Origin of the sequence: Amycolatopsis sp. cmx-4-61, assembly GCF_046548775.1 — a bacterium.
Classification (GTDB): domain Bacteria; phylum Actinomycetota; class Actinomycetes; order Mycobacteriales; family Pseudonocardiaceae; genus Amycolatopsis.
Map to the genome: position 1 here is coordinate 1,184,574 of NZ_JAEBEI010000001.1, position 18,777 is coordinate 1,203,350.

Sequence of the window (18,777 nt, forward strand, 5' to 3'; positions counted from 1 at the left end):
AGATCGTGGCCGGAAACCCGCGCCGGGCCAGGTAGCGTCGGAAGGGTGAGTCAGGAAACGCAGACCCGGCCCATGGTCGACTGGGCGATCGCCGCGCAGACCGGCGCGTTGCTGGTGCGCGGCGGCCCCCAGGTGCCGCGGGAACGGGCCGAGGAGGCCGTCACCGACCTGCGCGAGCTGACCGCCGAGGCCGAGGGGCACGTGCGGCAGCTGACGAACCTGGGGCTCGACCTGCCGTTGCTGCCCGGCGAGGTCGTCGACCGGCCGGGCTGGGTCCGCTCGGCCGCGGCCGGGCTGGACGCGCTGACCGGGCGGGCGCTGCCGCAGCAGGGCGGTCCGCTGGGGCCGATCCTGGCCGGCGGCGCCGGCGTGCAGACGGGGTTGGTGCTGGCCTTCCTCGCCAGCCGCGTCCTCGGCCAGTACGACCCCTTCGGCGGCCCCGACAAGGAAGGCCGGCTGCTGCTGGTCGCCCCGAACGTCGTCGCCGCCGAGCAGGCGATGGACGTGCCCGGCCGCGACTTCCGGCTCTGGGTCTGCCTGCACGAATGCACCCACCGGCTCCAGTTCACCGCGGTCCGCTGGCTGCGCGACTACTTCGCCGACGAGGTCGAACGGCTGGTCTCCGGCCTCGCGGGCGGCGCGACCGACGGCCTGTCCGACCTGTTCGGCCGGCTGCCCGAGGCGATCAAGCAGGGCCCGAAGCTCAACCTGGCGGAACTGATCCAGTCGCCGAAGGAACGCGCGGTGTTCGACCGGCTGCTGGCGCTTTCGACGCTCCTGGAGGGGCACGCCGACTACGTGATGGACGCCGTCGGGCCGCAGGTCGTGCCGAGCGTGGACACGATCCGCGCGCGGTTCACTGCCCGGCGCAAGGGCGGCGGCGTCTTCGACCGGCTGCTGCGCGCGCTGCTCGGCGTCGACGCGAAGATCCGTCAGTACGAAGAAGGCGCGAAGTTCACCAAGCACGTCGTGGACGCCGTGGGCATGGACGGCTTCAACGCCGTCTGGCGGTCGCCGAACACCCTGCCCTCGCGGGCCGAGATCTCCGACCCGGCGGCGTGGGTCCGGCGCCTGCACGGATGACCGGGCCGGCGGTCGCGGCCGTCCGGGGGGCCGTCCGCGCCTTCCTGGAGGGCATGGAGGGCATGGAGAGCACCGCAGCGCCGTCTGAAATCTGCGTCGCGGTGTCCGGCGGCGCCGACTCCCTCGCGCTGGCCGAGGCCACGGCGTACGTCGGGCACCACCGCGGGCACGCCGTCCGCGCGCTGGTCGTCGACCACGGCCTGCAGGAGGGCTCGGCGAAGGTCGCGGCGGACGCGGCGGCCGCGGCGAAGGCGCTGGGCGTCGACGAAACCGAGGTGCGCCGGGTCGAGGTGACCGGATCCGGCGGCCCGGAAGCCGCCGCGCGCAAGGCCCGCTACCGGGCGCTGGGCGGCCACGACCTCGTGCTGCTCGGCCACACCCTCGACGACCAGGCCGAGACGGTCCTGCTCGGGCTCGGCCGCGGGTCCGGCCCGCGCAGCGTCGCCGGGATGCGCCCGTACGACCCGCCGTGGGGACGGCCGCTGCTCGCCGTCGCCCGGGCCACCACCCGGGCCGCGTGCGCCGAGCTCGGCGTCGAGCCGTGGGACGACCCGCACAACGCCGAGCCGCGCTTCACCCGCGTCCGGCTGCGCACCGAAGTCCTGCCGCTGCTGGAAGACGTCCTCAACGGCGGAGTCGCCGCCGCGCTCGCCCGGACGGCGGCGCAACTGCGTGACGACAATGAGGCGCTGGACACAATGGCGGACATGATCTTCACCCGCGCGGGCGGCTCCGATGGGCTGGATGTGGGTGCGTTCGCGGCGGAGCCCGCGGCACTCCGGCGCCGGGTTCTCCGCAGGTGGCTGCGGCAATCGGGTGTGCGCGAGCTCACCGACGCCCACCTGCGCGCGGTCGACGCGCTGGTCGCCCGGTGGCGTGGTCAAGGCGGCGTGTGGCTGCCGGGCAACTTGGAGGTGCGCCGGTGCCGTGGCAGGCTCTGCCTCACCTCCCAACCCACCACCCGAGGAGAATGACCCGTGTACGAGGGCGAAATCGCCTCCGTGCTCGTCACCGAGCAGCAGATCAAGGACAAGATCGCGGAGCTGTCGGAGCAGATCGCCGCCGACTATCCGGCCAACGGGCAGGGCGAACTCCTGCTGGTGGGCGTCCTGAAGGGCGCGGTCATGTTCATGACCGACTTCGCCCGCGCGCTGCCGCTGCCGACGCAGCTGGAATTCATGGCCGTGTCCTCCTACGGCTCGGCGACTTCGTCGTCGGGTGTCGTGCGGATCCTCAAGGACCTCGACCGCGACATCGCGGGCCGGGACGTCCTGATCGTCGAGGACATCGTCGACTCCGGCCTGACGCTGTCGTGGCTGCTGAAGAACCTCGCCAGCCGCAACCCCGCGTCGCTCGAAGTCGTTTCGCTGCTGCGCAAGCCGGAAGCTGTAAAGGTGGACGTGCCGGTGAAGTACATCGGCTTCGACATCCCGAACGAGTTCGTCGTCGGCTACGGCCTCGACTACGCCGAGCGGTACCGGGACCTGCCCTACATCGGCACCCTGGACCCGAAGGTCTACTCGGCGTAGTGCATCGGAGTAGTGCCACCGGCAGAGTGCCACCGGCGGAGTTCACCGACCGTTCACCGCAACTACCGGATTCGCGGAACCCCGGGCACGAAGTTTGCGTCATAGGCTCTGATCACGTGCGTTAACCTATGCGAAGACCATTCGTGCCCGCGGTGTCCGGGTCGGGGGAACGGGAGAGAGTGCAGATGGGGAACAGCAGCGCTGCCGACGCGAACGCCTTCAAGGCCGCGGCCGCGGCGGGTCAGGTCGGGATCGACCCCGACGCCGCGCAGACCGTGCTGAACAAGATCCGCACCGGCAAGGACGCGGTGGAGGCCCTGCTCGCCGGGGCGGGCGCGCTCGCCCAGCCGCCGAAGCTCGGTGACAACCCGGTCGGCAACGCGATGGCCGCGAAGTTCGTGCAGCGTGCGGACGGTGGGGGCGACTCCTACGCCGCCGCCCTGCAGAACCTGCTCGACCAGTACTCCGCCGCCGAGGAGGGCATCGTCACGGCGATGTCCCGGTACCACGAGATCGACCAGGCCGCCGCCGATCCGTTCCGCAACGCCTGAGTCCAGAGGGGGAACTCGTAGTCATGGCTCCGAACCACACCGGCCAGCCGGCCTCGACCACTCCGGGCTCTGCCGACCAGGGCTCGCTCGTGCCGCTCGGCGACAACGCGGCTTCGCAGAACATCGTCGAAAGCGCCCGCGGCAGTGCCGGCGGCTTCGACATGGGCAGCGACCGCGCGATCGCCAACCCGCCGAACTGGAACGCGCAGGAAAGCCAGCAGCTCTACGCCGGCGCGGTCAACAACAACGACCCCGGCACCGCCGAAGCGACCGGGCAGGCCTGGGCGCACCACGGCAGCGAGCTGAAGCAGGCGTCCGACCACCTGTACAACGCGATCGCCGAGCTGGGCAACGCCTGGGTCGGCCGCGGCGCCGCGGGTGCGCAGGGCGCGCTGGTGGCCATCGCGAACTCCGGTTCGCAGGCCTCCGACGCCGCGCACACGATGTCCGACCGGCTCGCCCGGCAGGCCGCCGCGGCCGCCGAGGTCAAGAAGATGCCCGCCCCGAAGGACTACGACCCCAAGCAGGCCATGGCGGCCGCGCTGGCCGGCGGTCCGGCGGCGCTGATCGCCGACCAGAAGGCGCAGGCGGACGCGGCCAACGACGTCAAGGCGCAGCAGGTCGCGTTCTTCAACGCCTACACGCAGGCGATGAAGGAGGTCGACAACTCGACCCCGAGCTTCGGCCCCGAGTCGCTCGGCATGCAGCCGACGGCGTCGCACAACTCCTTCTCGTTCAACGCCGTGAACACCGTCGGCAGCACCGGTCCGGTCGAGGGCCTCTCCGGTGCGGGCGGCGCGCTCTTCACGGCCGGCGGCACGGGCTTCGGCGGCCACGGCGGCGCGATCGCGGCGCAGCACGCCGGCGTCACCGGGCCGAACGGGACCCACGGCAGCGTCCCGGCGGCCGGCTTCGGCCAGGACGCGGCCACGCTCGGCAGCGACGGCGCCGGTGGCTCGGTCACCGGGGCGGGCTCCGGCACGGGTGCGGGCACGGTCGGCTCGGGCAGCGCCCACACGGGTGGCAGCAACCCGCTCGGCAAGGTCGGCATGGGCCTCGGCATCGGCGGGGTCGCCGGCGGTCTCGGCGCGCTGGCGTCGCGGGTGCTGGGCGCGGGCAGCAAGTCCGGCGCGAAGTCCGAGAACGACACGAGGCTGGCGGCGGCCCAGGGCCAGGGCCAGAGCGCCGCTTCGGCCCAGGCGCCGCAGCAGGGGCTCGTCTCGTCCGCGGGCACGATCGGCGGGCAGACCCCGCCGCCGATGAGCCCCGGCATGGGCGGCATGGCCCCGCACGGCGCCCAGGGCGAGCAGGACGAGGAGCACACGCACGCGTCCTTCCTCATCGAGGCGGACCCGGACGAGGCCTTCGGTGCGAACCAGGCGACCCCGCCGCCGGTCATCGGCGCGTGGTCCGAGGACGACGAAGACCGCTGATCCTTCTCGGGCCGGGCACGCCGACGTGTGCCCGGCCCGGCATCTTCGGGGGGCTCGATGCCGAACGCCGAGCTGCTCACCCCGGTCGAGGTGGACTTCCTGTGGGAGTCGGCCGGGCTGGGCGAGCCGCCGTACCCACTGCGCATCCGTTCGCACGGCGCGACCGTCGACGAGCGGGAGCTGCTGCGCCGCCGCACGCTGGAGGGGCTCACCGCGCGCGGGCTCGCCGACGGCCGCGGCCGGCCCGAGCCGCACGTCGAGGACTACTTCGGCGTGCTGGCAAGCCCGGAACTGAGCCTGGACGCCGTCCAGCTGATCGCCCCGGACGCCGAACCGCTGCTCGCGGTCGCCGGTGTGCTGGGCGGTCGGGGCCTGCTGGCCGTGCAGGACACCCGCGGCCTGCACCTGCAGCCGTGCCCGCCCGACGGGCTCGCCGGCGCGATCGTGTCGCTGCTGCCGGGCGCGCCGCGCGGCAGCGAGAAGTCGATCACCGTCCCGCTGGACCAGCTGACCGGCGGCGACTTCCCGCAGCGCCGCGGTAACGGCGACGAGCGCGCGTCGGCCGACGAGGACCGCAAGGCACTGGCGAAGCTGCAGGCCCAGCCCCGGCTGCGCGGCGGCCAGATCGGCGCCAACGCCCGCAGCCGCGTGGGCAGCCGCACCCGGACACCGGTGCTGAGCTGGTTCGACACCGAGACGGGCCGGTACTTCACGCAGGCCACGCGTGGCCGTGACGGCCGGGACTGGGTCTCGATCGCTCCCGCCGACGCCGCCACGCTGCGCCACCGCCTCGGTGAGATGCTGGCCGGAGCCGCGACGACCAGCGCAGTGTGATCGGCCCGGATTCTTCGGCCGTGCCCTGCTCGCCACCGGAGCGATCCGGTTTTGTCGGTGGTGCGGGCTACGCTGAGCAAGAGTCCGATCCGGGAGAGTGATGATGCAAGAGTTCTTCTCGCCACTGGCGTTCGACTTTCTCTGGGAGTCCGCGCAGGTCGGGGAGCTGCCGTACCCGCTGATCGTCCGGTCGCACGGCGCGACCGAGGACGAGCGCGTGTCGCTGCGTCACCGCGTCGACGTCGAGCTGAAGGCGCGGGGCATCCGTGACCCGCGCGGCCGGCTCGCGCCACCGATCGAAGACGCCCTGCACCTGCTGGCCTTCGCCCCGCTGACCATCGACGCGCTGCACATCCCGCAGTTCGAAGCCCCCACCGTCGGCGTGCTCGCGGCGGCCGACGAGACCACCGGCGTGCTCGCCGTCCAGGACGCCGACGGGATCTGGCTGCGGGACATCCCGGCGGACGGCTTGGTCTCCGCCGTCGTCGGGGTGTTGCCGGCCGGGCCGCGCGGCACCGAGGCGTCGGTCACACTTCCACTGGACGACGCCCTGCGCACCGCGCCGATCCGGGTGCCGGTGCCGCTGCCGTCCGCGGGTGAGGAAGAAGACAGCCGCCGGGGCAAGGCGCGCCGGACACCGCTGAGCGAACGGCTCACGGCCGACCCGCGCGAGGCCTACGGCCGCATCGCCGGGCAGCCGCGGCAGCGCGGCGGTCAGCTGGCCGCGAACAGCCGTTCGCAGGTCGGAGCCAAGCAGCGGTCCCGCGTGCTGGCCTGGTTCGACACCGCGACCGGGCGCTACCTGAGTCTCTCCCGCGCAGGTACGGACGGCCGCGAATGGGTCACCGTGGCCCCCGCGGACCCGGCCACGCTGCGCACCCGGCTGGGCGAGATGGTGGGCAGTGTGTCGGACAGCACGCGCTAGCGTGGCGGTCGTGGACACCGGCCGGGAACCCGGGCGCGGTATCGCCCGTTGACCTGCGAGAGGCTCACAGGGGATGAACGCGGCGGCGGACGGTACCCTGATGGGCAGGTGCCCAGGCACCACGGGTTGTCAAGATCGTGATGGCGGGTATCACAGGAGCCGCCCAACCAGGGAGGGTCGAGGCCACCAGGGCCGAGTCGTATGAACCGGAAGAGCGTGCTCAGGAACCCACTGCTGTGGATCGTCGCGGGGTTGCTGGCGTTGTTCGCGTACAACACGATCTTCGACAGTGATCGTGGGTACACCCAGGCACCCATCTCGGTGGCGAACTCCCAGATCACCTCGAACAACGTCAAGGAAGTCAGCCTCGAAGACAAGGAGCAGCAGCTCAAGCTGCTGCTGAACAAACCTGTCGACGTCGACGGCCAGCAGGTCACCCAGATCATTTCGCAGTACCCGGCGGACGCCACCCGCCCGATCTACGACTCGTTGATCGCGGCGAAGAACGGCGGCCAGCCGATCAAGTTCACCACCAAGGTGACCCAGCAGGGCGTGCTGACGCAGATCCTCATCTTCGCCATCCCGCTCGCCCTCGTGCTGGGCCTGCTGATGTGGATGATGAACAACGCGCAGGGCGGCGGCAACCGCGTCCTCAACTTCGGCAAGTCCAAGGCCAAGCAGCTGAACAAGGACATGCCCAAGACGACCTTCGGGGACGTCGCGGGTGCCGACGAGGCCGTCGAAGAGCTGTACGAGATCAAGGACTTCCTGCAGAACCCGGCGCGCTACCAGGCACTCGGCGCGAAGATCCCGAAGGGCGTGCTGCTCTACGGGCCGCCGGGTACCGGCAAGACGCTGCTCGCGCGGGCCGTCGCCGGCGAAGCGGGCGTGCCGTTCTACACGATCTCCGGCTCGGACTTCGTCGAGATGTTCGTCGGTGTCGGCGCCTCCCGCGTCCGTGACCTGTTCGAGCAGGCCAAGCAGAACGCGCCGTGCATCATCTTCGTCGACGAGATCGACGCGGTCGGCCGCCAGCGCGGCGCCGGTCTCGGCGGCGGGCACGACGAGCGTGAGCAGACCCTGAACCAGCTGCTCGTCGAGATGGACGGCTTCGACGCCCGCGGCGGCATCATCCTGATCGCGGCCACCAACCGGCCCGACATCCTCGACCCGGCGCTGCTGCGCCCCGGCCGGTTCGACCGGCAGATCCCGGTGTCCGCGCCCGACCTGCGCGGCCGCAAGGCGATCCTCGAGGTGCACGCCAAGGGCAAGCCGATCGCCCAGGGCACCGACCTGACCAGCCTGGCCAAGCGGACCGTCGGCATGTCCGGCGCCGACCTGGCTAACGTGCTGAACGAGGCCGCGCTGCTCACCGCCCGCCAGAACGGGCACGTGATCACCGACGCGGCGCTGGAGGAGTCGGTCGACCGCGTCGTCGGCGGCCCGGCCCGCAAGAGCCGGATCATCTCCGAGAAGGAGAAGAAGATCACGGCCTACCACGAGGGCGGGCACGCGCTCGCCGCGTGGGCGATGCCGGACATCGAGCCGGTCTACAAGCTGACGATCCTGCCGCGCGGCCGCACGGGCGGGCACGCCCTGCTCGTCCCCGAGGACGACAAGGACCTGATGACCCGCTCCGAGATGATCGGGCGGCTGGTCTTCGCGATGGGTGGCCGCACGGCGGAGGAGCTCGTCTTCCACGAGCCCACCACCGGCGCGTCCTCGGACATCGAGCAGGCGACGAAGATCGCCCGCGCGATGGTCACCGAGTACGGCATGAGCGCCCGCCTGGGCGCGGTCAAGTACGGCCAGGAGCAGGGCGACCCGTTCCTCGGCCGGTCGGCGGGCCGGCAGGCGGACTACTCGCTGGAAGTGGCGCACGAGATCGACGAGGAGGTGCGCAAGCTCATCGAGACGGCGCACACCGAGGCGTGGCACGTGCTGAACACCTACCGCGACGTGCTCGACGAGCTGGTCATCGAGCTCCTGGAGAAGGAGACGCTGACCCGCAAGGACCTGGAGCGGATCTTCGCGACGGTCGAGAAGCGCCCGCACATCACCGTGTTCAACGAGTTCGGTGAGCGGACGCCGTCGGACAAGCCGCCGATCAAGACCCCGGGCGAGCTGGCGATGGAGCGCGGCGAGCCGTGGCCGCCGCCGGAGAAGGAGAAGCCGGTCCTGAAGCCGGAGCCGACCCCGGTCGGCACCGCCCAGGGTGCGGGCGACCTGCCCGGCGGGCCGCCGTACCCGTCGCCGGTCGACCCGAACGCGAACCCGTACGCCCCGCCGGGTGCCTACCCGAACGGCGGCCGTCCTTACGGCGGCCCGAACGGCGGTCCCAACGGCACGGCGCACTGGCCGCAGGCGTACGGCGGCCAGCCGGGCGGCCCGGCCGGCCAGAGCGGCCCGCCGAACTACGGTGCCCCTCCGGGCTGGACGCCCGCGACCTCGCCGGGCGGTCAGCCGGGCCAGTCGTGGCGACCCGGTGGTGAAGAACGCCCTCGTGAGCACGGCTGGTTCGCCGACCAAGCCGGCAACCAGCAAAGCGAGGGGGAGCAGCGTCGTGACGTGGATGGACCCGAAAAGTCCCAGTGACGCCCTCCGCCCGGTCTTCGACCACGACCGGGCGGAGAAGGCGATCCGCGAGCTCCTCCTGGCGTGCGGCGAAGACCCGGAACGGGATGGCCTGAAGGACACCCCGGCCCGGGTCGCCCGTGCGTACCGCGAGATGTTCGCCGGCCTGTACACCGAGCCGGACGCGGTCCTGGACAAGACGTTCGACGAGTCCCACGAAGAGCTGGTGCTGGTCACGGACATCCCGATGTACAGCAGCTGCGAGCACCACCTGGTGCCGTTCCACGGCGTCGCGCACGTCGGGTACATCCCGAACGCCGCCGGGAAGGTCACCGGGCTCTCGAAGCTCGCCCGGGTCGTCGACCTCTACGCCAAGCGGCCGCAGGTCCAGGAGCGGCTGACGTCGCAGGTGGCCGACGCGATCGTGCGGAAGCTCGAGCCGCGCGGGGTGATCGTGGTGATCGAGGCCGAGCACCTCTGCATGGCCATGCGCGGGATCCGCAAGCCCGGCGCACGCACCACGACCTCCGCCGTGCGGGGGCAGTTCAAGACCTCCGCCACTTCGCGGGCGGAGGCGCTCGACCTCATCAAGGCGCGCCGGTGAGCGTGGGGCTCCCCGCGCCCGGCCGGTGCGTCGTGATGGGCGTGCTGAACGTGACGCCGGATTCCTTTTCCGACGGTGGCCGGTACCTCGGGCTCGAGCAGGCGCTGGAGCACGCCCGCGAGATGTGGGCGCGCGGAGCCGACCTGATCGACGTCGGCGGCGAGTCGACGCGGCCGGGGGCGTCCCGGGTGGACGCCGAGACGGAGCTGCAGCGCATCCTGCCGGTGATCAAGACGCTCGCCGGCGAAGGGGTGGCGCTGTCGGTCGACACCACGCGGGCCACCGTCGCCGCGGCGGCGCTCGAAGCCGGCGCGCACGTCATCAACGACGTCTCCGGCGGGCTGGCCGACCCGGACATGGCGCGCGTCGCGGCCGAGACCGGCGTGCCGTGGGTGCTGATGCACTGGCGCGGGCACAGCAAGGACATGCAGGCGCTCGCGAAGTACGAAGACGTGGTGGCCGACGTCCGCGCCGAGTTGCTGTCCAGAGTGGACGAAGCGCTCGCGGCCGGGGTGGCCGAAAGCGCGATCGTGCTGGACCCCGGGCTCGGTTTCGCGAAGAACGCCGAGCACGACTGGGCGTTGCTGCGCGGGTTGGATTCATTGCTCTCACTGGGTTTCCCGGTGCTCGTCGGGGCCTCGCGCAAGCGGTTCCTCGGCCGCCTGCTGTCCGGGAAGGACGGCACCCCGCGCCCGCCGGACGGCCGGGAGGACGCCACCGCCGCGATCTCCGCGCTCGCCGCGGCGGCCGGGGCGTGGGGCGTGCGCGTGCACGAGGTGGGGGCATCGTTGGACGCGGTCGCCGTGGCCGCCGCTTGGAGGACGAATGGCTGACCGGATCACGCTGACCGGCTTGCGCGTGTTCGGGCGCCACGGCGTGTTCGAGCACGAAAAGCGGGACGGCCAGGAGTTCCTCGTCGACATCACGGCGTGGCTCGACCTCGGGCCGGCCGCCGCGTCGGACGACCTGACCAAGACCCTGCACTACGGCGAGCTGGCCGAGCTGGCGGCCGGGATCGTCGCGGGCGAGCCGTACGACCTCATCGAGAGCGTCGCCGGCAAGATCGCCGACGAGGTCATGCGCGACGAGCGCCTGAGCGCGGTCGAGGTGACGGTGCACAAGCCGTCGGCCCCGATCCCGCTGACGTTCGACGACGTGGCCGTCACGGTCCGGCGCGACCGGTGACCCGGGCGGTCCTCTCACTCGGCTCCAACCTGGGCGACCGGCTGGGCTTCCTGCGGCTGGCGCTGGACGCGGTCCGGCCGGCGCTGGTCGCGGTGTCGAGCGTGTACGAGACGAAGGCGTGGGGCGTCGAGGACCAGCCGGACTTCCTCAACGCGGTCTGCATCGTCGACGACCCGGCGCGCGACCACTGGGTGTGGCTGCGCACGGGCCAGGCCGCCGAGCAGGCGGCGGGCCGCGTCCGCGAGCTGCGCTGGGGCCCGCGCACCCTGGACGTGGACGTGGTCACGGTGGACGGTGTGACGTCGGACGACCCGGAGCTGCTGTTGCCACACCCGGGGACGCCGGACCGCGCGAGCGTGCTGGTGCCGTGGGTGGAGATCGACCCGGACGCGGTCCTGCCGGGCCACGGCCCGATCGCGGAGCTGCTGAAGGCCCGCCCGGCGGAAGAAGTGGGTACGGTCCGCCGGACGGACCTCGAGCTGAGCTGACACCAGGCCGGACCGGTGCACCCTCGAGGTGGCTGGGCGGCGGCTTCACTGCCGATTCCGGGCCGATTCCGAGCCGAGCGCGGGCCCTGTGGACAACCCAGGCAAGAAGCCGAGTCCTGTGGACAACTCCCGTGCGCGGCCCCGGAACTGTCGGTCCCCGCGAGTAACGTTGAAACCGGGGGTCCCCCAAGCGGCCCGGGGCCGGAAAGGTGGCTCATCGGTGAACCGGGGGTGACCGTTACCGATCACGCCCGGGCCGTCGCCGAGTTGTCCTCTCCGTGCGCTCAGCCGCGCAGGGCCGCGATCATGAAACCGACCGCGGGCTGCGTCGTCGCCACCGGGGACCAGTCGTTGATGATCGCGAGCAACTGCCAGTAGCGCTCGGCGCGGGCGTCGCCGCTCGACGCGAAGCGGTCCGCCAGCTCGCGGCGGAACCCGGCCGATGCCGCGTCCTGTTCCGGTCGCGCGGAGGCCGCCGCGATGTCGGCCGCAAGCGTTTGCCCCGCCTCCGACGTCGGGCTTTCTCCGGCGTCGACGGCTTCCTGGGCGCGGGCCATCCACTCGTTCCAGTGCGTGCGCCAGGCGTCCGCCGGCTGCTGGAAGTCGCCGTCCTTGATCTGCTGGGCCTGGGTTTCGCTCATCCGGCGGATCACGGCCCGGAAGTCCGGGTCCTGGACCAGCTCGGCAAACTCGATCCAGGCCTCGAGCTGCTCGGGCGACGGGTCGTCGGACAGCTCGGGCTTGCCCGAGCGCATCCGGCGGTAGAACTCCTGGTCGATGTCGAGCCCGGCGACCATTTCGTCCCAGAACTCGTCGACCAGTTGCTTGCGCTCTTCGTCGGACATCGACGCGAGACGGTTCATCAGGTTCACTTCCTCCAGTTCGGAATTGCGCTTGGCCACCGCGCGCAGCACCGCCCGGCGCAGCCGCAGCCGCCGGATCTGCTCGTCGAGCGCCTCGACGTGCCGCGTCGCCAGCTCGCCGACGGTTGTCGGCTGGCTCAGGGCGGCCGAGACGTCGGCGAGGCCGAGCCCCAGCTCCCGCAGCGTGCGGACCAGCTCCAGGCGGGCCATCGCCGCCGCGTCGTAGAGCCGGTAGCCGGCGTCGGTCCGCTCGGTCGGTGGCAGGAGGCCCTCGTCCGAGTAGAAGCGGATCGTCTTGACCGGCAGGCCGGTCCGCCGGGACAGCTCGCCGATGGTGAAGGTCGCGGTGGTGCCCACAAGACGCATGATGAACTCTCCAGTCGGTGGAGAGTCAACTCTGTCACGGTACGGTTGAGGCATGCACTTCACCCGGCCCCGTGACCTCGTGGTCGCCGGGCTGCTCGGCCTGGGCCTCGGTTACCTGCTCTTCCAGACGGCGTACGGCTCGCTGCCGCAGCTGCCGCTGCTCGCCGGCGTCACCTTCGCCGTGCTCGCCGTGATCGAACTCGTGCTGGCCTTCTCGATCCGGTCGCGGATCCGGAACGGCCGGATCGCCGGCGCGATCGGGGTCGCCCGATCGGTGGCGCTGGCGAAGGCTTCGTCACTCGCCGGAGCCTTCATGGCGGGCGCCTGGCTGGCTGCGCTCGCCTATCTTTTTCCCCGACGTGACGAACTCGTCGCGGCGGTGCTCGACACGCGTGCCGCGGTGGTCGGTGCGGCCTCCGCCGCAGCCCTGGTAGCAGCGGCTTTGTGGCTCGAACACTGCTGCCGGACCCCGAACGACCACGATCGTGAGCGCACCCGCGGAACGACCGGTTAGCGCTCGAATCCCACCGCTCGCTGGACGGAGTAGGTCTCGTTCGGATTACGAGCAGGTACGGTGTCAGACATGACCGGCGTGGGTGACGACTCGCGCGGCCGCCTCTTGGGCAGGCCGTGGCTCGTCGTCGGCTTTGTCCTCGCCATCGGAGCCACCCTCGCACTGGTGCTCAGCGACGATCTCCGCTACCTCAGGCTCGGGATCGTCGCGGCCCTCTGGGCCGCCCTGATCGGCGCGTTCCTCGCCGTGAAGTACCGCAAGCACGCGGCACAGAGCGAGGACGCGGTCGCCGAGGCGCAGGCTGTGTACGAACTGGAGCTGGAACGCGAGATCGCGGCCCGGCGCGAATTCGAGCTGGAGGTGGAGGCGGAGAAGAGCTCGGTCGCCGACTCCAAGGGCCGCGAAGAGCTGGAGGCGCTGCGCGCCGAGGTGTCCGCGCTGCGCGACAGCCTCCAGTCGCTGTTCGGCGGCGAGGTGCTGCTCGAACGCGTCGCGCTGACCGCCCAGGCGACCCGGATGCGCAAGGTGTCCGACGAGAACCGCATGATCCCCGACAGCGCGCCGAAGAAGAAGCCCGCCCAGCTGATGGCCGGGAAGAAGCCGGTCGAGGGCGGCGAGCGGCCGACCGAGCTGATCGACCGCGTCCTCGACGAGCGCCGTTGCAAGGCGTCGAACGGCAAGCCCGCGAACGGCAAGGGCCTCGGCAAGGGCAAGGGGTTCGGCGGCAAGCCCGCCCCGAAGGTCCCGGCGAACGTCTCCGTGCAGAGCACCCAGCAGCTCGCCCGGCCGAAGCCGTTGAGCGAGCGCCGTCCGCCGGTGCCGCCGGTCGACCCGGCGCTGAACGCGGCGCAGCGTGAGCTGAAGGCCGCCGAGCTGCGCGCCGAGGCGGCGCGTCGCCAGGCCGAGTCGCAGCCGATGCGGCTGCCGAAGCCGGACGAAGTCGCGAAGCAGTCCGAGCGCCGTCCCGAGGTCGCCGCCGAGCCGCCGCGCCGGGACGTGCCGCCGCGGCCCGCCGACCCCAAGACCGAGATCCGCCGCCCGCCGGAGCCGAAGACCGAGATCCGCCGCCCGCAGCCGCCGGAACCGAAGACGGAGATCCGCCGTCCCGAGCCGCCGCCCGCGCGCCGGGCCGAGATGTCCCGGTCGGACATCCGGCCGGTCGAGGTGTCGCGTTCGGACATCCCGCGGGTGGAGATGTCGCGCCCGGACCTCCCGCGCGTCGAGGCCCCACGGCCGGAGAAGCCGCAGATACCGCAGATGCCGCGCGTCGAGGCGCCGCGGCCGAGCGTTCCGCGGGCTGAAGCGTCGCGTTCGGATATCCCGCGGGTGGAGATGTCGCGTCCGGACATCCCGCGTGTCGAAATGTCGCGGCCGGACATTCCTCGCGTGGAAATGTCGCGGCCTGACATCCCGCGTGTCGAGATGTCCCGGCCGGACCTTCCCCGCGTGGGGGGCCAGCCGAACGGCGTGCGTCCCGAGCCGCGCAAGGCGCCCGAGCCGCCGCGGGCGGTGCCGGGGCGTCCGGCGGCGAGCGTGCCGCCCGCGAAGCCGTCCGAGATGTCGCGTTCGGACATCCGGCCGGTCAAGGACCTGAGCGCGGCCTTCCAGAACCGCGACGACTTCGCCGAGCGCCAGCGGCCGAACCGGCCGAAGCCGCCCGAGCCGAAGGCGCCGATGCCGCGGGACGCCGCGGCCTCGCGCACCGACATCCCGCCGGTGGTCCCGCCGACGACGCCGGTGCCGAGCAAGAGCCCGTCGCCGCGGCAGCCGTCGCGCACGGACCTGCCGCCGGTGGTGCCGCCGACCACGCCGGTCCCGGCCGCCGACGGCCGCCGCCCGTCGCGGTTGGAGCAGTTCTCGCGGGCGGACATGTCGCCGATCCTGGAGGAGCCGCCGTCCCGCCACGGTGGTTCGCATCGCGCGCCGGCGGAGGCGGCCAAGGCCGAGACGCCGATGGCGAACCCGACGTTGCCGGAGTCGGTCCGCAACTTCCAGGGCCGCTCGGGCGGCCGCCGCCGCAAGCCGGAGGACTCGCAGCAGCTGCCGGCCGTGCCCGCGGCGCCGGAGCCGCCGGGCGGAGGCCGCCGCCGCCGTCCGGACGGCGAGCCCCCGGCCTGGGAGGGCATGGTCGCCGAGCGCGCTTCGATGTCCCGCCGCGGAATGACCCCGGTCGACCCGGCCGAGGTCGAGCAGAACGGCCACAACGGCTCCCGCAACGGCCACCGCGCGGCCCCGGAGCCGGCCCCGGGAAGCGGCTCCCACGCGGCGGGCCGTTCGGTGAGCGAGCTCCTCGCGGCCAACGGCGGAACGGGCTCGACGCCCCGTCGCCGCCGGCGCGCGGAGGACTGAGGCTTCGCCTCCCTGACCCAAGCGCCCCAATGTGGCCTTCGGTGCGTGAGACGCACCGAAGGCCGCCTTGGGTGCGCCAGACGCAACCAAGGCCGCCTTGGGGCGCATGTCACGCGACGAAGGCCGTGGCTGTGCGCGGTGCAGGCCGCCTTGGGTGCGCGGGACGCGCGAAGGCCGCGCCCGGAGGTAAGCGCCTCAAGGTAGGCCTCGGAGGCGCCGCACACGCGAAGGTCGCCCCCACGACCCAAGCGCCCCGAGGTGGCCTTCGGGGCGTGGTCCGCCGTGGCCGACGGGCCGGACCTCTCGCTTCTGTGCCAGGTGGCGTTGGTGTTCCCGTCCAGTCTGCGTAGGGTGACCCGCTGTGAGCGGAACCCTCTCGCCTGCGACCGGACTTGATCGCGGACGGCGGCCTCGCCGGGTCACCGTGCTGCTGCCGGTGTTCGGGCTGATCGTGGTGGCCCTGTGCGGCCTCTTCCTGTTCGGGCTCGCCACCACGCGGGTGGGCCCGCTCGCCGTCACCATCGGTGTCCTCGCCGCGCTCGTGCCCGTCGCCGGTGTCGTCGCCGGGTTCCTCTGGGTCGACCGGTGGGAGCCCGAACCCGCCAAGTTCCTGCTGCTCGCCTTCGCGTGGGGCGCCTGCATCGCCACCATCACCGCGCTGCTCATCAACACCACCGCCGAGGCCGTCGGGGATCAGCTGCTCGGGCAGGGCAGCGGCAACACCGTCGCCGCGCTCGTCTCGGCCCCGGTCGTCGAGGAGGCCGCGAAGGCCCTCTTCGTCGTGCTCATCCTCTGGCGGCGGTCCAGCGAGTTCGACGGTGTCGTGGACGGCGTCGTCTACGCCGGGTTCAGCGCCGCCGGGTTCGCCTTCACCGAGAACATCTACTACTTCGGGCGCGCCTTCGCCGACTACGGCTTCGGGGACGGGCACAGCCAGGGCGTCATCACCGCGTTCTTCCTCCGCGGGGTGCTCGCTCCCTTCACGCACCCGCTGTTCGCCGTGCTCACCGGCATCGGGATCGGCATCGCCGCCCGGACGACCACCAAGGCCCTCAAGATCGTCGCGCCGATCGCCGGCTACCTCGCCGCCGTCTGCCTGCACGCCCTGTGGAACAGCGCGGCGCTGCTCGGCGGGTCGAAGTTCCTCACCGTCTACTTCCTGATCATGCTGCCGCTCTTCGTCGGCGTGCTCTACCTCGTCGTCCTGCAGCGGAAACGCGAACAGCGGATCATCGCCGCCGCGCTGCCGCACATGGCCGCCGCGCGGTGGATCGCGCCCTCGGAGGTCGAGCTGCTGGCCAGCCTGCCCGGCCGCCGCGCCTGGCGCCGGCAGGCGAAACGGCAGTCCGGAAAACGCGCTGCCCGCGCCGTCGCCGTGTACCAGGCCAGCGTGACGGAGCTCGCGTTCCTCGACCGGCACCCGCTCACCAGCGACGCCGACCGGAAGCGCCAGCAGGAACTGCTGCACACCCTCAAGGCCGCCCGCGCGGAGGCGACGCGCCTCGCCGACGAGGCCGCCCGCGGGTGAACCGGTCCGGGTGAAGCTGGTCACCCGGGCTCAACGGCGCCTGCTCGCCCGAGTTAGTCTCGCGCCGTCGTCCGGTACCCGGAAAAGGGACTGGAACGAGAGCAGAGGGAGTCTGCCAGCATGAGCGTCCACAGGCGCACGCCATGATGCGGCCCGCCCGCCTCGCGGTCGGCGTCGTTTCCGCCGGCCGGGTGGGCAGCGTGCTCGGCGCCGCGCTGGCCCGGGCGGGGCACACCGTGGTCGCCGCGTCGGGCCTGTCCGCTGCGTCGCTGGCCCGTGCCGAACGCCTCCTCCCCGACGTGCCCCTTCTGCCGCCCGACGAGACCGTCCGCCGGGCGGACCTGGTGCTGCTCGCCCTGCCCGACGACGCGCTGGCCGGGATGGTCCGCGGGCTCGTCGCCACCGGGTCGCTGCGGCCCGGACAGATCGTCGTGCACACCTCCGGCGCGCACGGCGTCGGCGTCCTGGCCCCCGCGGCCGAAGCCGGGGCCCTGCCGCTCGCCCTGCACCCGGTGATGACGTTCACCGGCCGCGAGGAGGACCTCGAGCGGCTGGCGGCGTGCAGCATCGGCGTCACGGCCGCCGAGGACGACGAAGCGGCGTGGCACGTCGGCGAAGCGCTGACCGTCGAGATGGGTGCCGAGCCGGTGCGGATCCCCGACTCCGCGCGAGCGCTTTATCACGCTGCGTTGGCCCACGGCGCAAACCACCTGATGACGCTGGTCGCCGACTGCGCGGACCTGTTGCGCCAAGCCGGAATCGGGCAATCCGAACGCCTGGTCGCACCACTGCTCTCGGCGGCGTTGGATAATGTGCTGCGACACGGCGACCGCGCCCTCACCGGCCCGGTCGCGCGTGGCGACGCCGGCACCGTCCGCAAGCACCTCGAGGTGCTCGCGGACCGGGCGCCGGACGTGGCGCCGGCCTACCGCGCGCTGGCCAGACGCACGGTGGCGCGTTCGTCGGCAGCCGGGCTGCTGGACACCGCGGCCGCCAAAGACCTCACCGAACTCCTCGACGATCCCGCCGAAGGGCACCAAGACCAGTGACCACACCGAAATTCAACCGCGGCAGCCTGAACACGTTCGCGTCGCCCGAGCACGTGAGCCAGGTCAGCCGGGCGCTGCACGGCGTCGGCCGCAAGCTGGCGCTCGTGCCGACCATGGGCGCGCTGCACGCCGGGCACCGTGAGCTCATCCGCCGCGCGAAGCGGCTGCCGAACACCGTCGTGGCCACCTCGATCTTCGTGAACCCGCTGCAGTTCGGCGCGGGCGAGGACTTCGAGGCCTACCCCCGGCCGCTCGAAGCCGACCTCGACGTCCTGCGCGAAGACCGCATCGAAATCGCGTTCACGCCGAGCGCGGACGCCCTCTACGCCGACGGTGCCGTGGTGACCGTGCACCCGGGTCCGCTCGGCGACGAGCTCGAAGGCGCCGCGCGCCCCGGCCACTTCGCCGGTGTGCTCACCGTCGTGGCGAAGCTGTTCAACCTGCTCCGTCCGGACTACGCCTTCTTCGGCGAAAAGGACTACCAGCAGCTGGTGCTGATCAAGCGGATGGTGCGCGACCTGAACATCGACACGCGCGTGATCGGCGTGCCGACCGTGCGCGAGCGCGACGGGCTCGCGTTGTCCTCGCGCAACGTCTACCTGACGCCTGAACAGCGCGAAGACGCCATCGTCCTGTCGGCCGCCCTCACCGCGGGGGCTTTCGTCGGCCGGGACGGGGCGGACGCGGTCCTCGAGACCGCGTGGAAGACCCTCGCCGCGCGGCCCGCGGTCGAGGTGGATTACCTGGAATTGCGGGGAACCGACCTGGGTCCCGCGCCCGTCGATGGGGAAGCACGCTTGTTGATCGCGGCCCGGGTGGGGAGTACCCGGCTGATCGACAACGTTCCGGTGTTGCTCGGCGCCGCCGTCGAGCACCCGGAGCGGCTGGACGCAGGGGAATAG

General features: G+C 72.4%; 17 protein-coding genes and 1 pseudogene. 17 read left to right on the plus strand and 1 reads right to left on the minus strand.

Annotated elements, in window-relative coordinates; genetic code table 11:
• Positions 1 to 72 precede the first annotated feature (72 nt).
• The 12 genes from ACLJOU_RS05855 to folK all read left to right on the plus strand — a co-directional run bounded on the left by ACLJOU_RS05855 (position 73) and on the right by folK (position 11,206).
• Positions 73 to 1,083: a zinc-dependent metalloprotease gene (locus ACLJOU_RS05855; protein ID WP_410564750.1), complete on the plus strand. Its 1,011-nt coding sequence runs from the start codon at positions 73 to 75 to the stop codon at positions 1,081 to 1,083.
• Positions 1,080 to 2,057: a tRNA lysidine(34) synthetase TilS gene (gene tilS / locus ACLJOU_RS05860; RefSeq protein WP_410563868.1), complete on the plus strand. Its 978-nt coding sequence runs from the start codon at positions 1,080 to 1,082 to the stop codon at positions 2,055 to 2,057. Before ACLJOU_RS05855 ends, tilS begins: the two co-directional genes overlap by 4 nt.
• 3 nt (positions 2,058 to 2,060) lie before the next feature.
• A complete protein-coding gene (hpt, locus tag ACLJOU_RS05865; RefSeq protein WP_285986975.1) occupies positions 2,061 to 2,612 on the plus strand; it encodes a hypoxanthine phosphoribosyltransferase in 552 nt (183 codons plus the stop codon).
• A gap of 185 nt (positions 2,613 to 2,797) precedes the next feature.
• Positions 2,798 to 3,163 (plus strand): hypothetical protein, encoded by a 366-nt coding sequence (locus tag ACLJOU_RS05870; protein WP_364248485.1) that lies wholly within the window; start codon positions 2,798 to 2,800, stop codon positions 3,161 to 3,163.
• 23 nt (positions 3,164 to 3,186) lie between these two features.
• Entirely contained in the window at positions 3,187 to 4,596 is a 1,410-nt protein-coding gene (locus ACLJOU_RS05875; RefSeq protein WP_410563871.1) for a hypothetical protein, read from the plus strand.
• A 57-nt stretch (positions 4,597 to 4,653) separates the two neighbouring features.
• Positions 4,654 to 5,430 (plus strand): ESX secretion-associated protein EspG, encoded by a 777-nt coding sequence (locus ACLJOU_RS05880; RefSeq protein ID WP_410563873.1) that lies wholly within the window; start codon positions 4,654 to 4,656, stop codon positions 5,428 to 5,430.
• Between the two features lie 100 nt (positions 5,431 to 5,530).
• A complete protein-coding gene (locus tag ACLJOU_RS05885) occupies positions 5,531 to 6,355 on the plus strand; it encodes an ESX secretion-associated protein EspG (protein WP_410563875.1) in 825 nt (274 codons plus the stop codon).
• Between the two features lie 201 nt (positions 6,356 to 6,556).
• Positions 6,557 to 8,950: an ATP-dependent zinc metalloprotease FtsH gene (gene ftsH, locus ACLJOU_RS05890; RefSeq protein ID WP_410563877.1), complete on the plus strand. Its 2,394-nt coding sequence runs from the start codon at positions 6,557 to 6,559 to the stop codon at positions 8,948 to 8,950.
• On the plus strand, positions 8,928 to 9,533 hold the full coding sequence (gene folE / locus ACLJOU_RS05895) for a GTP cyclohydrolase I FolE (protein WP_410564752.1): 606 nt from the start codon (positions 8,928 to 8,930) through the stop codon (positions 9,531 to 9,533). Before ftsH ends, folE begins: the two co-directional genes overlap by 23 nt.
• A 35-nt stretch (positions 9,534 to 9,568) precedes the next feature.
• On the plus strand, positions 9,569 to 10,366 hold the full coding sequence (folP, locus tag ACLJOU_RS05900) for a dihydropteroate synthase (RefSeq protein ID WP_410564754.1): 798 nt from the start codon (positions 9,569 to 9,571) through the stop codon (positions 10,364 to 10,366).
• The gene (folB, locus tag ACLJOU_RS05905) at positions 10,359 to 10,718 is read left to right on the plus strand and encodes a dihydroneopterin aldolase (RefSeq protein WP_410563880.1); all 360 of its coding nucleotides are present in this window, start codon (positions 10,359 to 10,361) and stop codon (positions 10,716 to 10,718) included. Before folP ends, folB begins: the two co-directional genes overlap by 8 nt.
• Positions 10,715 to 11,206, plus strand: coding sequence for a 2-amino-4-hydroxy-6-hydroxymethyldihydropteridine diphosphokinase (folK, locus tag ACLJOU_RS05910; protein WP_410563882.1), 492 nt, complete (start codon positions 10,715 to 10,717; stop codon positions 11,204 to 11,206). Before folB ends, folK begins: the two co-directional genes overlap by 4 nt.
• 284 nt (positions 11,207 to 11,490) lie before the next feature.
• Here folK and ACLJOU_RS05915 read toward each other — a convergent pair whose 3' ends face one another.
• Positions 11,491 to 12,426, minus strand: coding sequence for a MerR family transcriptional regulator (locus ACLJOU_RS05915; protein WP_410563884.1), 936 nt, complete (start codon positions 12,424 to 12,426; stop codon positions 11,491 to 11,493).
• A 61-nt stretch (positions 12,427 to 12,487) separates the two neighbouring features.
• Here ACLJOU_RS05915 and ACLJOU_RS05920 point away from each other — a divergent pair, with 61 nt between their 5' ends.
• From ACLJOU_RS05920 to panC, 5 genes and pseudogenes are all read left to right on the plus strand, one after another.
• Positions 12,488 to 12,949: a DUF3180 domain-containing protein gene (locus tag ACLJOU_RS05920; protein WP_410563886.1), complete on the plus strand. Its 462-nt coding sequence runs from the start codon at positions 12,488 to 12,490 to the stop codon at positions 12,947 to 12,949.
• A gap of 69 nt (positions 12,950 to 13,018) precedes the next feature.
• Positions 13,019 to 15,298, plus strand: a complete 2,280-nt coding sequence (locus ACLJOU_RS05925) for a DUF6779 domain-containing protein (RefSeq protein ID WP_410563888.1) — start codon at positions 13,019 to 13,021, stop codon at positions 15,296 to 15,298.
• Between the two features lie 424 nt (positions 15,299 to 15,722).
• The gene (locus ACLJOU_RS05930; protein WP_410564756.1) at positions 15,723 to 16,826 is read left to right on the plus strand and encodes a PrsW family intramembrane metalloprotease; all 1,104 of its coding nucleotides are present in this window, start codon (positions 15,723 to 15,725) and stop codon (positions 16,824 to 16,826) included.
• A 131-nt stretch (positions 16,827 to 16,957) separates the two neighbouring features.
• Positions 16,958 to 17,875: pseudogene (locus ACLJOU_RS05935) on the plus strand (Rossmann-like and DUF2520 domain-containing protein); the annotation flags it as partial.
• Positions 17,872 to 18,777 carry a pantoate--beta-alanine ligase gene (gene panC, locus ACLJOU_RS05940; RefSeq protein ID WP_410563891.1) on the plus strand — a complete coding sequence of 302 codons (906 nt, stop codon included), beginning with the start codon at positions 17,872 to 17,874 and terminating at the stop codon, positions 18,775 to 18,777. The pseudogene ACLJOU_RS05935 and the gene panC, both read left to right, overlap by 4 nt.

Coding starts and splice junctions, on each gene's coding strand:
- tilS (WP_410563868.1), top strand. CDS start 1,080: ATGACCGGGCCGGCGGTCGCGGCCGTCCGGGGGGCCGTCCGCGCCTTC.
- ACLJOU_RS05875 (WP_410563871.1), top strand. CDS start 3,187: ATGGCTCCGAACCACACCGGCCAGCCGGCCTCGACCACTCCGGGCTCT.
- folE (WP_410564752.1), top strand. CDS start 8,928: ATGGACCCGAAAAGTCCCAGTGACGCCCTCCGCCCGGTCTTCGACCAC.
- folB (WP_410563880.1), top strand. CDS start 10,359: ATGGCTGACCGGATCACGCTGACCGGCTTGCGCGTGTTCGGGCGCCAC.
- ACLJOU_RS05855 (WP_410564750.1), top strand. CDS start 73: ATGGTCGACTGGGCGATCGCCGCGCAGACCGGCGCGTTGCTGGTGCGC.
- ACLJOU_RS05885 (WP_410563875.1), top strand. CDS start 5,531: ATGATGCAAGAGTTCTTCTCGCCACTGGCGTTCGACTTTCTCTGGGAG.
- ACLJOU_RS05870 (WP_364248485.1), top strand. CDS start 2,798: ATGGGGAACAGCAGCGCTGCCGACGCGAACGCCTTCAAGGCCGCGGCC.
- folP (WP_410564754.1), top strand. CDS start 9,569: ATGGGCGTGCTGAACGTGACGCCGGATTCCTTTTCCGACGGTGGCCGG.
- ACLJOU_RS05925 (WP_410563888.1), top strand. CDS start 13,019: ATGACCGGCGTGGGTGACGACTCGCGCGGCCGCCTCTTGGGCAGGCCG.
- ACLJOU_RS05920 (WP_410563886.1), top strand. CDS start 12,488: ATGCACTTCACCCGGCCCCGTGACCTCGTGGTCGCCGGGCTGCTCGGC.
- ftsH (WP_410563877.1), top strand. CDS start 6,557: ATGAACCGGAAGAGCGTGCTCAGGAACCCACTGCTGTGGATCGTCGCG.
- ACLJOU_RS05880 (WP_410563873.1), top strand. CDS start 4,654: ATGCCGAACGCCGAGCTGCTCACCCCGGTCGAGGTGGACTTCCTGTGG.